The organism is Gallibacterium anatis DSM 16844 = F 149 (assembly GCF_000379785.1).
GTDB lineage: Bacteria > Pseudomonadota > Gammaproteobacteria > Enterobacterales > Pasteurellaceae > Gallibacterium > Gallibacterium anatis.
In genome coordinates this window covers 1-13,194 of sequence record NZ_KB903730.1, presented here as the reverse complement: position 1 = coordinate 13,194, position 13,194 = coordinate 1, and the positions used below count along the sequence as shown (strand labels likewise).

Genomic DNA, 13,194 nt, shown 5'->3' with positions numbered 1-13,194 from the left:
CGAAAATAGCGCACAAACCCGTTTTATTCCATACGATTTTAATGCCTTTACCGCTTGGTAGCGTTGCGCTCGAGTGACATAAAAATCGCGGTAGCCTTTTTTAAGATTTCTTTATCCTCTTCGAGAATTTTAATGCGTTGTTCAAGCTCTCGTATCCGTTGCTGTTCCGGTGATAAGGGCTTCGTTCCGGGCAATACATAGCCTTGTTTTTCTGCTTGGACTTGTTTTATCCAACGACGTAATGCCGTTTTGTTGTGATCAACGGTAAAGACGGCTCTATCGAACTTAATGGCAAAGACGGTGCCAACGGTCTTACTATTAAAGGCAATAAAGGTGCCGATGGTATCGATGGTAAGAACGGTAAAGACGGTATGACCCGTATCGTTTATGAAACCAAAGATCCAAGCAAACCTGACACAGTGATTAAACACGAAGTGGCTACCATGGATGATGGTTTATACTTTGCCGGTGATGTAGCTAAGACAGACAAGAACGAATTCGGTCGTAAGATGAACGAAAAAGTGACTGTGACCGGCGGACAAACCGACAAGTCTAAACTTACCGAAAATAATATCGGTGTGGTATCTGATGGTAATGGTGACTTAAGAGTTAAACTTACCAATGAAATCAAAGACCTTGTTTCTGTCGGTGGTAAAGAGGGTCAAGGCGAGATTAAATTTGAAAACAACAATACCATCAATATCAATAATGGTCGTATCACTAATGTCGCAAAAGGTGAAAAAGGCTCTGATGCTGTCAACGTAGATCAACTTAACGAAGTTAAGAATATGATTAAAAATACCTCAGGTGGTCAATTAACCTTCAAAGGTGACAGCGGTTCATCCGATGTGAAATTAGGTAAAGCGGTAACCATTAAAGGCGGTGCGGACACTAAAGACCTCACAAAAGGTAATATCGGCGTGTTGTCTAAAGACGGCACAATGACAGTCGCGTTATCGAAGAAACTCAAAGGCTTGGAAAGCGCTGAGTTTACTGACGGTAAAGGCAACACTACGACTGTCAACGGCAGCGGCGTGACTGTGAAATCAGCGCAAGGCGGCAATGTTTCATTAACCGCTAACGGCTTGAACAACGATGGCAACCGTATTACCAACTTAGCTGATGGTATTGAGGACTCCGATGCAGCAACTGTCGGTCAACTTAAACGTGTTGGCAGCCAGATCAATAAAGTGAAACGTCGTGCTGATGCCGGTACAGCGTCTGCTATGGCAGCTGCGGCATTACCGCAAATTCACTTGCCGGGTCACACCATGGTTGCAGCCGGTGCCGGTACACATAACGGCTCTAACGCTGTTGGCGGTCGGTGTTTCACGTATGTCTGATAATGGTAAAGTCATTATCAAATTGAGTGGAACAATGAACAGCGAAGGCGATAAAGGTGGAAACATCGGTATCGGTTATGTTTGGTAATCGTTGATGATTGGATGGAAAGGCGACTTCGGTCGCCTTTTTTATTGCTTTTATTTAACTTGCTGATTTTTACGGCAAATAAAAATATGAATAAACATTTTCTCTGTTTTAATGGAAGTTATTTTTACGCAAATTCAAAAGAACACCGCCGTTATAAACGGCAAAAAATTTAGCCATTAAGCCATTTTTGTCACGGGATTTTGTCGCCATTTTTGCTCTTTAGCTTATCAATTCATCAATTAAACTGAATTTCATAAAAAGAGGTTGACGACATCTCTGAACGATATTATTATGCGCACCACAAATGCGGAGCGGTAGTTCAGCTGGTTAGAATACCTGCCTGTCACGCAGGGGGTCGCGGGTTCGAGTCCCGTCCGTTCCGCCATTTTCTAGCATTTCCTGATCATTCCAAATCACCTGTTAAAAATTGCTATTTAACGTTGCTGTTACTACTTATAATTTTTCCAGTAATTGTTGTAATTTTGATTTTACTTTCTCTTTGAGAACATCATCCAAGCGGATACGATAACGCGGTGATGCACAATCGCCATTTAACTCGACGCCCAGTTGATATTGTTGATATTTTTGTTGATGGGGCTGAATAGCAAATTGCCATTCACATTGTGAGGATTGTGGGTGAACATTGCCCTGACCGGAGAGATTGACCGACGGCAGATCAAGTTCAATATGTTGTAATTGAAGCAGTGATGAATCGCCGATCAGACTGCCGCTAAGTTTATTAAACTTGCTGTCTTGCAATGATCTATCCGCATTAGCCAATGAAAAAGGCAGCGATGACTCCAATAAGGTCACCACATTAAAACCTTTAATCTTGCCGCCATTGACGCTTTCAAAATGAAATTGCACTTGCTGCTGCTCTGCCGGCGTTGCAATCTCACCATTAAAATTAAAAGAAGCCTCAATCAATGGTTGATAACCAAACAGCGTTGTTATCGGCTCAAACGGCACATTTTCTCCCACAAAATGCCATTCATTTTGTTGCTGACTATCCTTTTTCTGCGTTAACAAAATTTGCGCATTCGGAGCAAACACAAATTGCCATTCAGCTTGATCCTGTGCTTTAAACTTCATTTGAATGCGAGCTAATTTCAACTGATTGAGCATAACTTCTGTTGCCTGTGCTTCTCCGGCATCGGCATCAATCACCGCTTCATCGAATTGTAATTTTGCGGCTTTCATCTCGCCGATTTTCTGCAACCATTGCCAATCGGCACTAAACTGTTTTATCAGATAGTGATGATCGGCAAGCTGCAAATAAAACTGCCCTTTTAGCTGCTGAAAATAACGGTTTTCTGCGTCTGAAAACTCAACTTTGGCACTTAATACGGATGTTTGGCTAATCTGCTTCACCACCGCTGAAATATGGGTTAAATAAGCCTCGTTGTCTTTATAAATGCTGCCGTTCTCGACTTCGACCTGTTTAATCCAATTTTTGCCGGACATCCAGCCCCAATAATTGAACATTAAATCCAGCTCTTCGGCAGCAAGCGTCCAACCGTTTTTGTGGTAATGCACCTCTTCGGCGTGAACAGTTAAAGGAAAATAGGAGAAACTTAAACTTTCCGGTTTAAGTTTAATATCATAGTCGGAAGCAAGGCGCTGTGTGATATAGTGAGCCATTTTCGGGATTTGGTACTGCACCAGACCGATGCCTAATGCCACCACCGCAATAACAATAAGCAGCCACTTCCGTTTCATAATCAATCCTTATCTATCCTACTCGCCACCGCACCTTGCTGATTTTTATATTTTGCATCGGAACGACTGTTATATGGTCTTTGTGCTTCGCCGCTTAACACTTCAAAACTCAATGCGCCGATCACCATTTTAGGGCGCAATGCTAACGGCAATTTACCGGAATTGTAAAATTCCAACACAATTCGCCCTTCCCAACCCGGATCAATACGGTGAGCCGTAACGTGAACCATTAAGCCTAAGCGTGCCAAAGACGAACGTCCGTCCAACCAACCGATAATATTACTCGGTAATTTAACCGACTCATAAGTGCTTGCCAATGCCAATACACCCGGATGCAAAAAGAAAGGCTCGCCATCTTCAATGATGATTTCATCACTCATCACACGCTCTAATTGTGCCGTTACCGACTCTTTCGGGCCACTTAAATCAATATAAGCGGCGGAATGGTCGCGAAATACACGGAAAGAGTTGCCTAAACGCACATCCACCGTTGCACCATTAATTTTACTGCTGTCCGGACGTGGAGTGAGAACGATCTTCCCTTCATCCAAATAGCGTTCAATATCGACATCACATAATCTCATCACTTCACCTTTCCACTATTTTTTACGAAGTAATTGTAAAATTTGCGCCTTAAGAATATTTATTGCAATACGATTTTTTCCGCCACGCGGCACGATAATATCCGCATACTGTTTTGACGGCTCGATAAATTGGAAAAACATTGGACGAACGGTTTTGCGATACTGCTCTACTACGGAATCCATTGTTCTGCCGCGCTCTTCCATATCTCGTTTTAAGCGACGGATAAAACAGATATCCAACGGTGCATCCACAAAGATGGAAACATTGATTTCGTTACGAATACGTTCATCAGTCAATAACAAAATACCTTCAAGAATAATCACCTTTTTCGGCTCAAAATGTCTGGTATTGCCGGTGCGGGTGTGTTCAACATAACTATATTCTGGAATGTCGACCGCTTCGCCCATTTTTAATGATTGTAAATGTTGTAACAACAATTCACGATCCATTGAATTAGGATGGTCATAATTGGTTTTGGTTCGGGTTTCAAAATCCAGATGACTTTGATCCTTGTAATAACAATCTTCTGAAATGATACCAATCTCTTCACAGCCCAACTCTTCACAAAGCTCTTTATAAATTGTTGAAGCAATTAGACTTTTGCCTGATGCTGAAGCGCCGGCAATACCAATGATAATGGAGGGTTCTTGTGTTGTTGCAATTTCCGACATAATAATTTCGCCATTTACATTTAACTGATAAATAAAAAAATTCTGACTATTATAAAGAAAAGGGGGGTGACTGTTAAGTCATAGAAAAAGAATCAATAATAAAGACAAAAATAGGGTAGAAATGAACGCCTTTTTTATTCTTGCTTCTGTGAAAAGTACAATTTAGAATAGTGCGAAATTAACATAGACACTTTACAAAAAAGGAAATCTTATGCGAGAAACTCAAGCAAAAACAGCCCAACAAGACAGTTTCCAAGAAAAAGTGTTATCAGTTTTTCAACAATCATTAACTGAAGAACAACGCTTTTTGCAAAGTGTTTTAAATGGCAAGATAAAAACCTATTCGCACGAAGAAATCATGGCTGAACTACGTCAGGCACTAAACCGATGAAGCAAGATTATATTGTTCTCTGGTCAGAAATGGCTCGAATTCAACTTCTAGATAAAGCGGAGTATATTTTGGCTCAAAGCCAATCTAACGTAGTCGCAGAACAATTTATTGATGAGATAGAAAGACTTGCTGATAAATTAAGCTATATTGCACCTGCCTATTCAGATGGAAAATTTCATCTATATCCTCTTAAAAATGGACATTCAGTAAAATTCTTAGTAGTTGGAAACTATGTAATGATTTACGCCTTTTTGCCAAAAGGGATTAATCATTAAAAACTCATTTTACCTATTTAAGTTTACTATCAAAAAGCAAACCTAACTTAAGCCCACTTCATAGCACTCATTTCTTATCAAACTGTTAGACAAAGAAAAGCATAATTTATATTAAAAGGAACTTATTGAAATGGCACGCCCTATTGGATTCGAACCAATGACCTACGGCTTAGAAGGCCGTTGCTCTATCCAGCTGAGCTAAGGGCGCATAGGATGAAAAAAGGGAAATAGAAGATAAAAAAATGGTCGGCGAGATAGGATTTGAACCTACGACCCACTGGTCCCAAACCAGTTGCGCTACCAAACTGCGCTACTCGCCGACGTGTGAGGTGCATTATAGTTTTTATTTCTGTTGCGTCAATCATTTTTTTAAAATTTAAAAATAAACGCTTAAAATTAATCCATACTCTTATCAAACCGGCTTTTTTTTGCGAAAATTAGCGCTCATTGCAAACACACTATGGAGAAAATAATGTCCGCTCAAATCATTTCCGGTACAGCTTTAGCCAAATCTATCAAAAATGACCTTCATCAAAAAATTCAAACGCTTATTGATCAGGGGTATCGTTCCCCAGGATTAGCGGTAATTTTGGTCGGGGAAAATCCTGCATCACAAATTTATGTCGGCAATAAGAGAAAAAGCTGTCTAGAGGTGGGAATTCAATCAAAATCATATAATTTATCAGACACCATTTCCGAACAGGAACTGCTCTCATTAATTGACGAATTGAATCAGGATGACACTGTTGACGGTATTTTAGTGCAGTTGCCTTTGCCGAAACATATCAGCAGTGTAAAAGTCATTGAGCGTATTTCTCCATCAAAAGATGTGGACGGTTTTCATCCTTATAACGTAGGACGTTTATGCCAACGCATTCCAACATTACGTGCTTGCACACCTTACGGCATTATGAAACTGCTCGAAACCACCGGCGTTGATCTGCACGGACAGCACGCTGTGATTGTCGGTGCGTCCAATATTGTCGGTCGACCGATGGCAATGGAATTACTGCTTGCCGGTGCCACCGTAACTGTAACGCACCGCTTTACGAAAAACTTGCAGGAATTGGTTGCTCAAGCCGATATTCTGATTGTCGCTGTCGGTAAACCGCATTTGGTGCCGGGCGAATGGGTAAAACCGGGGGCAATTGTAATTGATGTCGGTATTAATCGTGTTGCCGATAAAAAAGTGGTCGGTGATATCGGCTTTGAAGCTGCCCAACAACGTGCCGGTTTTATTACACCGGTGCCGGGCGGCGTTGGTCCTATGACAGTTGCAATGTTGATGGTGAATACGCTCTCAGCCTATAAAAATCATTTAAATATCGCCGATTAAATTCATAATTCAATCAACATTTCAATGACACTCAAGCCCTGTGAATACAGGGCTTAATTATTGCTTAATCAGTGATTTTTTCTAGCTTTCTATTTGTGTTGCAACTTACTGCAACACATACAGTAACATAGAAAAGCACACTATTTTTTTATTTTTCGATACAGCTCACAAATTTGCACTGAAATTAACGCAATATATATCACAAATTTGCTAGCATAATGTGCAGCAACTCAGTAAAATGCGTGCTTTTTAAAACTATGGCAACTGTGAAGCACCAATTTATTGCTAATGCCACAATGTGTAATAACGAGGCAATTTATGACTACTGAAAAAACCAATTTACTGAATTTAACTCGTCAAGAAATGCGTCATTTTTTGGCGGATCTTGGCGAAAAACCTTTCCGAGCCGATCAGATTATGAAATGGATCTACCATTACGGTGAGGATAATTTTGATAATATGACAAATATCAATAAGGTTTTGCGTGAAAAACTAAAACAGGTTGCAGAAATTAAAGCACCTGAAATTGCGGTTGAACAACGTTCTTTCGACGGTACCATAAAGTGGGCGATGCAGGTTGGTGATCAACAAATCGAGAGTGTTTATATTCCGGAGGCGGATCGTGCCACACTTTGCGTATCTTCCCAAGTCGGCTGTGCTTTGGCTTGTACGTTCTGTTCAACAGCGCAACAAGGTTTTAATCGTAATTTGACCGTTTCTGAAATTATTGGTCAGGTTTGGCGCGCGTCCAAAGTAATTGGTGCTTTCGGTGAAACAAAAGTTAGACCGATTACTAATGTGGTGATGATGGGAATGGGCGAGCCTTTGTTAAACGTAAGCAATGTTGTGCCGGCAATGGAGATAATGCTGGACGATTTTGGTTACGGCTTATCGAAACGCCGAGTAACTTTATCAACCTCCGGTGTGGTGCCAGCACTAGATAAATTGGGTGAAATGATCGATGTTGCTTTAGCCATTTCATTACACGCCCCGAATGATGAATTGCGCAATGAAATTGTGCCTTTAAATAAAAAATATAACATTGAAATGTTGATGGATTCCGTAAATCGCTATCTAAAAATTTCCAATGCGAACCACGGCAAGGTAACGATTGAATATGTTATGCTCGATCACGTTAATGATGAAGTTGAACACGCTCATCAATTAGCAAAAGTATTAAAAAATACACCTTGTAAAATTAACCTTATTCCTTGGAATCCGTTCCCGGAAGCACCTTACAATAAGAGCTCCAACACGCGTATTGATCGTTTCCAAAAAACATTAATGGAATATGGATTTACCGTTATTGTGCGCAAAACACGTGGCGATGATATTGATGCCGCTTGCGGACAACTTGCCGGCGATGTGATTGACCGCACAAAACGTACCGCACAAAAACGGGCTTTCGGTAAAAATATTGCAATAACTCAATCTTGATGCTAACAGGTGAGGAAATTATGAACAAAACAATGATTAAACTGAAATTTTTTATTCTGCTTTCCTCACTGTTTACGCTTTTTGCCTGTAGCCATTCAGTTAGCAATAAACCGCTTTCCGCTAATGCTGCTGCGGCAAAAACGCGTGTTGAGTTAGGGTTGGCTTATTTGTCGCAAGGCAATCCAGCATTGGCAAAAGCCAATTTAGATAAAGCGTTGCAACATACACCGAATGACTACTTGCCTTATCTAGGTTTGGCTTATTTTTATCAACATACTCAACAACTCAAACTTGCCGGCGAATATTATCAAAAAGCACTCTCTCTTTCGCCCGAGAATGGCGACGTATTGAATAATTATGCAACTTACCTCTGCTCTCAACGCCAATTTGATACGGCATTTAACTTTTTTGAACAAGCATTAAACAGCAAAGCCTATTATCATTTTGCCGATACTTATGAAAACATTGCGATTTGTGCTGTTTTAGCCGGTGATCAAAACAAAACTGAACAATCTTTAACCCAACTGGAGAAATATTCTGTCGATAAAGCGAAAAATTTGCGGCAACGTTTGCATAAATAACGGCAAAATCACCTTGATCGCGATTATTCTTATTTTTCTATTGCCTGCCAATCTGTATAATAGCTGAATATTTTTTCTTTATAGCCGCCTGTGTATTGCTCCAATTCACTACGGCTATTCACCACAATAAATAATGAACGATTATGGATCAGGAACAACTTGCAACTAATGTCGATTTAGGACAACAACTGCGTAATGCTCGTGAGCAACTTGGATTAACAATTGAACAGGTTGCTGAACAGACCAATTTACGTCCGGCAATCTTAAAACAATTCGAGGAAAACCAATTTGTTTTAAAAGATATTCCGGCGACTTTTGCGCGCGGATACTTGCGCAATTATTTAAAATTTCTACATTTGCCGGCAACTTTATTAACCGATAATCTCACCTTTGGTGCAGAAGTAAAAAATGATTTAAATAAAAATCATCGCACTAAAAACTCTGTCAATCGCTATGTTTCTCATCACCGTTGGTTACGTCCATTGAGCTGGATTGTGCTGATTATTATCATCGGTATGACCGTTTTATGGTGGTGGCAAGATCATCAACGCTCCGCTAACGAACGTGAAAATTTTGTTGAAGAACATTCCGTAACGGAGCAAAGTGCAACAGACAATGCGCCAATCGACACTGCGGTTGTAACGAATTCCGATGCTGTTGCGCCAAGTGAAAACGGCAACAATACAGAAACTGCAGTAACCGATAATAACGGAAATACTGAAACTACAAACAACGTTGGCAACACTCAAACTGAAACTACCGAAACCGCAACGGTAGTGAATGATGAAGGCACAACCGTTGCCACTAATGACACCGGAAGCAACAGTAATATTGGTAATAACAGTGCTGATAAAAACGGCGAAACTTATCCCAATACTTCAACCGAAGCTTTAGCCACAGAAATGAATAAAATTGATGGCAATAACAGTGCTAGCGAAAATGCAACCGCCACCAATCCGGTGACAGACGTTATCCCAAACAATTTAAAAATTGAAATTACCGGCGAAAGTTGTTGGCTTAGTGTAAAAGATGCTAACCGTAAAACATTGGCGGAACGTGAATACCGTCGTGGTGAAATATTGGATTTAACCGGTGATGCACCTTATTCTTTAATTATTGGTGCGCCGCAAAATGTAAAAATCAGTTATCAAGGTCAGGATGTACCATTAAAAATTGATGGTCGTGTAGCAAAATTAACGCTGCCGGCTCAACAGTAATTATCATTAATTTTGAAGAAAAATATGTTAAAACAATCTCCTATTCAACGTAGAAAATCTACTCGTATTTATGTCGGCAATGTGCCTATCGGTGACGGTGCGCCTATTGCCGTTCAGTCAATGACTAACACAAGAACCACCGATGTGGAAGCGACCGTTGCTCAAATCAAAGCATTGGAACGTGTCGGTGCTGATATTGTGCGTGTTTCGGTGCCGACAATGGATGCGGCGGAAGCATTTAAGCTAATTAAACAACAGGTCAAAGTGCCGCTCGTTGCCGATATTCACTTCGATTATCGTATTGCCTTGAAGGTTGCCGAATATGGTGTTGACTGTTTAAGAATCAATCCGGGCAATATCGGCAGGGAAGATCGTATCCGTGCGGTTGTCGATTGTGCCAGAGATAAAAATATTCCAATTCGTATCGGCGTTAATGCCGGTTCATTGGAAAAAGATCTGCAAGAAAAATATGGTGAACCGACACCGCAAGCGTTATTGGAATCAGCGTTGCGGCACGTTGATATTCTTGATCGTCTTAATTTCGATCAGTTTAAAGTCAGTGTTAAAGCCTCTGATGTTTTCCTTGCGGTGGATGCTTATCGATTATTGGCGAAACAAATTAAACAACCTCTTCATCTCGGTATTACTGAAGCCGGCGGCGCGCGCTCCGGTTCTGTGAAAAGTGCTATCGGGCTAGGTATGTTGTTGGCTGAAGGTATCGGCGATACTTTACGTGTTTCCTTAGCTGCCGATCCGGTGGAAGAGATCAAAGTCGGTTTTGATATTTTAAAATCATTGCGTATCCGTTCGCGCGGTATTAATTTTATCGCCTGTCCAACCTGTTCCCGTCAGGAATTTGACGTTATCGCAACCGTTAATGCATTGGAACAGCGTTTGGAAGATATTATCACACCAATGGATGTTTCCATTATCGGCTGTGTGGTGAACGGTCCGGGAGAGGCGTTAGTTTCCGATCTTGGGGTCGCCGGCGGCAACAAAAAAAGTGGTTTCTATATCGCCGGACAACGTCAAAAAGAGCGTTTTGATAATGATCAGCTTATCGATCAACTCGAAGCGCAAATTCGTGCCCGAGTAAGTGCATTAGATCCAAATAATCAAATTAAAGTAGAACAAATTTAATCATAAAAATAGGAATTTAACGTGGCAAAAACTATTCAAGCTATTCGAGGAATGAACGACTATCTACCTAGCGATACACCGTTATGGCAATGGGTGGAAGGTAAAATTAAACAACGTTTAAGCAGTTATGGCTATTCTGAAATTCGTATGCCGATTGTTGAATCAACCCCGCTTTTCGCGCGTGCTATCGGTGAAGTAACCGATGTGGTTGAAAAAGAGATGTTCACCTTTAATGATCGTGACGATGAAAGTTTAACATTGCGTCCGGAAGGTACTGCCGGCTGTGTGCGTGCCGGTATAGAACACGGTTTGCTTTATAATCAAGAACAACGTTTATGGTATATCGGACCTATGTTCCGTTATGAACGTCCGCAAAAAGGGCGTTATCGTCAATTCCATCAATGCGGTGTTGAGGTATTCGGTATCGCAAATCCATTAATCGATGCGGAATTAATTATTATGACCGCAAAATTATGGCAGGATTTAGGTATCGCTGATCACGTCCAATTACAGCTTAACTCTATCGGTTCATTAGAAGCACGTAAAAACTATCGTGCCGCTTTGGTTGAATATCTGCAAGATTACGTGGATCAGTTGGATGAAGACAGTAAACGTCGTTTAACCACTAATCCATTGCGAATTTTGGACAGTAAAGATGAACGTGTACAACAAATTTTAAATAATGCACCGAAATTGCACGACTATTTGGATGAAGATTCTCGTCAACATTTTGCAACACTTTGTTCGATTTTAGAACAATATGGCATTCGTTATGAAATCAATCAGAAATTAGTTCGTGGTTTAGATTACTACAATAAGACCGTCTTTGAATGGGTAACTACGGCGTTAGGTGCACAAGGTACTGTCTGTGGCGGCGGACGCTATGACGGCTTAGTGGAACAGCTTGGCGGACACGCTACGCCGGCGGTCGGTTTTGCAATGGGCTTGGAACGTTTAGTGCTGTTGATTCAGGAGGTTGTTGAAAATCCACCGATCAATCCTAATGTTGATATTTATGTGATTCATCAAGGGGATAATACAACTCTGCCGGCGTTGCAATTAGCCTCTCAACTGCGTTCGGCACTGCCGCAAATTAAAGTAATGTTGCATTGCAGCGGCGGTAACTTTAAGAAACAATTTAAACGTGCGGACAAACTCGGTGCGAAATTTGCACTCATTCTCGGTGAGGATGAAGTGGCGCAACAACAGGTGGTGATTAAAGATCTCTTAAGCGGCGAGCAGCAAATTACTTTGGCAAATACCGATGTTGTCGGCTATTTAACCCCATTTTATCAATCTCGTTAAGGAGCAGAATAATGGCTTATACAACCAGTGATGAACAACTGCAAATTGAAGAAATCAAACAGTGGTGGAAAGAGAACGGCAAAGTCATTATTGCCGCAGTTATTTTAGCGATTGTCGGTGTATTCGGATGGCGTTATTGGCAAGGCTATCAGCAAGGGAAAATTCACCAATCTTCTGCGGAATTTTCTCAAATTATGGCAGCTACCGAACAAGCTGATGCCGGCAAAGCAAATGCACAATTAACGCAATTTGTTGAAGCTAATCCAAGCAGTGCCTACTCTGCCTTTTTGTTATTAGAACAGGCGAAAAAACAGATTGATGCCAATCAATGGCAACAAGCTGCCGACACCTTACAAAAAGCCCTTAACAATGCCAAAGATGCAGCATTGATCTCTTTAATCGCATTGCGTTTGGCTAGTGTGCAAACACAGTTGAAACAGTTTGAGCCGGCATTGGCAACATTAGGCAAAGTAACGGATCAAGCGTGGCAAGGAAGAAAAGCGATGCTTTCAGGTGAAATTTATAATGCAATGGGCAATAAATCGGAGGCGAAAAAATCGTTTGAAGCGGCATTAACCACTGCCAACCCACTTGAAGCACAATGGTTACAAATCCAAATCAATAATTTGTAATATGCTTTCATCCCCGGCTTATTGTCGGGGATTTTTATCTCTAAAAATTGGGCATAGTAAACAAAATTTGCTATACAGTATTGCCCAATAAAAAAGTTGCCGATAACAGAGGAATCGTTATCGGCAACCAGATTTTCTAACAACAGTTAAATTGGCATATAGGACAAAATAGTTGATAAAAATAGGCTTAAAGCCTTATAGTACAAGGCTTTAAGTCCTCTTTTTGAAATATGAATAAAAAACTGCCCTTTCTGCCATAACACCTCAATTCAGAAGTATGGCAAACAAAATAATCTTCAACGTTATAAATGCCCCAGCTGTAATAAAACATTTACCTTCAAACCTAAATTAAATCCGGAACAAATCTGGCTTAATTATACTATTGGTAAACAGACTCAACAGCAGTTAGCTGATAAATATCATTGCTCTCCACGAACTATACGAAGATATTTAGAAAAAGCGTCTAAAACATTA

Annotated in this window: 15 protein-coding genes and 3 tRNA genes; 13 read left to right on the top strand and 5 right to left on the bottom strand. The window is 40.7% G+C overall.

The window, feature by feature from the left end; genetic code table 11:
- Window positions 1-254 precede the first annotated feature (254 nt).
- The 3 genes from A3EO_RS13570 (at window position 255) to A3EO_RS0110160 (ending at window position 1,816) form a co-directional block, all read left to right on the top strand.
- Entirely contained in the window at window positions 255-1,343 is a 1,089-nt protein-coding gene (locus A3EO_RS13570) for a hypothetical protein (RefSeq protein ID WP_026211108.1), read from the top strand.
- The gene (locus A3EO_RS13565; RefSeq protein WP_018347061.1) at window positions 1,336-1,431 is read left to right on the top strand and encodes a YadA-like family protein; all 96 of its coding nucleotides are present in this window, start codon (window positions 1,336-1,338) and stop codon (window positions 1,429-1,431) included. The genes A3EO_RS13570 and A3EO_RS13565 overlap by 8 nt, the downstream gene beginning before the upstream one ends.
- 308 nt (window positions 1,432-1,739) lie before the next feature.
- Window positions 1,740-1,816, top strand: a tRNA-Asp gene (locus A3EO_RS0110160).
- A gap of 68 nt (window positions 1,817-1,884) precedes the next feature.
- Here A3EO_RS0110160 and A3EO_RS0110155 read toward each other — a convergent pair.
- The 3 genes from A3EO_RS0110155 to udk are packed head-to-tail and all read right to left on the bottom strand — an operon-like array spanning window position 1,885 to window position 4,406.
- Window positions 1,885-3,150: a hypothetical protein gene (locus A3EO_RS0110155; RefSeq protein ID WP_018347059.1), complete on the bottom strand. Its 1,266-nt coding sequence runs from the start codon at window positions 3,148-3,150 to the stop codon at window positions 1,885-1,887.
- A 2-nt stretch (window positions 3,151-3,152) separates the two neighbouring features.
- Window positions 3,153-3,734: a dCTP deaminase gene (gene dcd, locus A3EO_RS0110150; RefSeq protein ID WP_013745254.1), complete on the bottom strand. Its 582-nt coding sequence runs from the start codon at window positions 3,732-3,734 to the stop codon at window positions 3,153-3,155.
- Between the two features lie 15 nt (window positions 3,735-3,749).
- The gene (gene udk, locus A3EO_RS0110145; RefSeq protein WP_013745255.1) at window positions 3,750-4,406 is read right to left on the bottom strand and encodes a uridine kinase; all 657 of its coding nucleotides are present in this window, start codon (window positions 4,404-4,406) and stop codon (window positions 3,750-3,752) included.
- A 211-nt stretch (window positions 4,407-4,617) separates the two neighbouring features.
- Here udk and A3EO_RS0110140 point away from each other — a divergent pair, with 211 nt between their 5' ends.
- On the top strand, window positions 4,618-4,797 hold the full coding sequence (locus A3EO_RS0110140) for a hypothetical protein (protein ID WP_013745256.1): 180 nt from the start codon (window positions 4,618-4,620) through the stop codon (window positions 4,795-4,797).
- Window positions 4,794-5,072, top strand: coding sequence for a type II toxin-antitoxin system RelE/ParE family toxin (locus A3EO_RS0110135; protein ID WP_018347058.1), 279 nt, complete (start codon window positions 4,794-4,796; stop codon window positions 5,070-5,072). The genes A3EO_RS0110140 and A3EO_RS0110135 overlap by 4 nt, the downstream gene beginning before the upstream one ends.
- 131 nt (window positions 5,073-5,203) lie before the next feature.
- Here the strand turns inward: A3EO_RS0110135 and A3EO_RS0110130 are convergent.
- Window positions 5,204-5,280 (bottom strand) — tRNA-Arg (locus A3EO_RS0110130).
- Window positions 5,281-5,315: 35 nt separating this feature from the next.
- A tRNA-Pro gene (locus A3EO_RS0110125) sits at window positions 5,316-5,392 on the bottom strand.
- 152 nt (window positions 5,393-5,544) lie between these two features.
- Between A3EO_RS0110125 and folD the strand changes: the two genes are divergently transcribed.
- From folD to A3EO_RS13970, 8 genes are all read left to right on the top strand, one after another.
- The gene (folD, locus tag A3EO_RS0110120) at window positions 5,545-6,408 is read left to right on the top strand and encodes a bifunctional methylenetetrahydrofolate dehydrogenase/methenyltetrahydrofolate cyclohydrolase FolD (protein WP_013745259.1); all 864 of its coding nucleotides are present in this window, start codon (window positions 5,545-5,547) and stop codon (window positions 6,406-6,408) included.
- Window positions 6,409-6,726: 318 nt separating this feature from the next.
- Window positions 6,727-7,845 (top strand): bifunctional tRNA (adenosine(37)-C2)-methyltransferase TrmG/ribosomal RNA large subunit methyltransferase RlmN, encoded by a 1,119-nt coding sequence (locus A3EO_RS0110115; RefSeq protein ID WP_013745260.1) that lies wholly within the window; start codon window positions 6,727-6,729, stop codon window positions 7,843-7,845.
- A gap of 20 nt (window positions 7,846-7,865) precedes the next feature.
- Window positions 7,866-8,426, top strand: coding sequence for a type IV pilus biogenesis/stability protein PilW (pilW, locus tag A3EO_RS0110110; protein ID WP_018347057.1), 561 nt, complete (start codon window positions 7,866-7,868; stop codon window positions 8,424-8,426).
- 143 nt (window positions 8,427-8,569) lie between these two features.
- A complete protein-coding gene (locus A3EO_RS0110105) occupies window positions 8,570-9,643 on the top strand; it encodes a RodZ domain-containing protein (protein WP_018347056.1) in 1,074 nt (357 codons plus the stop codon).
- Window positions 9,644-9,667: 24 nt separating this feature from the next.
- Entirely contained in the window at window positions 9,668-10,783 is a 1,116-nt protein-coding gene (ispG, locus tag A3EO_RS0110100) for a flavodoxin-dependent (E)-4-hydroxy-3-methylbut-2-enyl-diphosphate synthase (protein WP_018347055.1), read from the top strand.
- Window positions 10,784-10,804: 21 nt separating this feature from the next.
- On the top strand, window positions 10,805-12,088 hold the full coding sequence (hisS, locus tag A3EO_RS0110095; RefSeq protein ID WP_018347054.1) for a histidine--tRNA ligase: 1,284 nt from the start codon (window positions 10,805-10,807) through the stop codon (window positions 12,086-12,088).
- Between the two features lie 11 nt (window positions 12,089-12,099).
- Window positions 12,100-12,720, top strand: coding sequence for a YfgM family protein (locus A3EO_RS0110090; protein WP_018347053.1), 621 nt, complete (start codon window positions 12,100-12,102; stop codon window positions 12,718-12,720).
- Window positions 12,721-12,954: 234 nt separating this feature from the next.
- Window positions 12,955-13,194: transposase (locus A3EO_RS13970; protein ID WP_457911898.1), on the top strand; the 240-nt coding region annotated here is incomplete at its 3' end.

Bases quoted from the DNA above. Each gene is read 5' to 3' on its own strand.
- A3EO_RS0110105 (WP_018347056.1), top strand. From the start codon at position 8,570: ATGGATCAGGAACAACTTGCAACTAATGTCGATTTAGGACAACAACTG.
- A3EO_RS0110140 (WP_013745256.1), top strand. From the start codon at position 4,618: ATGCGAGAAACTCAAGCAAAAACAGCCCAACAAGACAGTTTCCAAGAA.
- pilW (WP_018347057.1), top strand. From the start codon at position 7,866: ATGAACAAAACAATGATTAAACTGAAATTTTTTATTCTGCTTTCCTCA.
- udk (WP_013745255.1), bottom strand. From the start codon at position 4,406: ATGTCGGAAATTGCAACAACACAAGAACCCTCCATTATCATTGGTATT.
- A3EO_RS0110155 (WP_018347059.1), bottom strand. From the start codon at position 3,150: ATGAAACGGAAGTGGCTGCTTATTGTTATTGCGGTGGTGGCATTAGGC.
- dcd (WP_013745254.1), bottom strand. From the start codon at position 3,734: ATGAGATTATGTGATGTCGATATTGAACGCTATTTGGATGAAGGGAAG.
- A3EO_RS0110115 (WP_013745260.1), top strand. From the start codon at position 6,727: ATGACTACTGAAAAAACCAATTTACTGAATTTAACTCGTCAAGAAATG.
- A3EO_RS0110135 (WP_018347058.1), top strand. From the start codon at position 4,794: ATGAAGCAAGATTATATTGTTCTCTGGTCAGAAATGGCTCGAATTCAA.
- ispG (WP_018347055.1), top strand. From the start codon at position 9,668: ATGTTAAAACAATCTCCTATTCAACGTAGAAAATCTACTCGTATTTAT.
- A3EO_RS13565 (WP_018347061.1), top strand. From the start codon at position 1,336: ATGTCTGATAATGGTAAAGTCATTATCAAATTGAGTGGAACAATGAAC.
- folD (WP_013745259.1), top strand. From the start codon at position 5,545: ATGTCCGCTCAAATCATTTCCGGTACAGCTTTAGCCAAATCTATCAAA.
- A3EO_RS0110090 (WP_018347053.1), top strand. From the start codon at position 12,100: ATGGCTTATACAACCAGTGATGAACAACTGCAAATTGAAGAAATCAAA.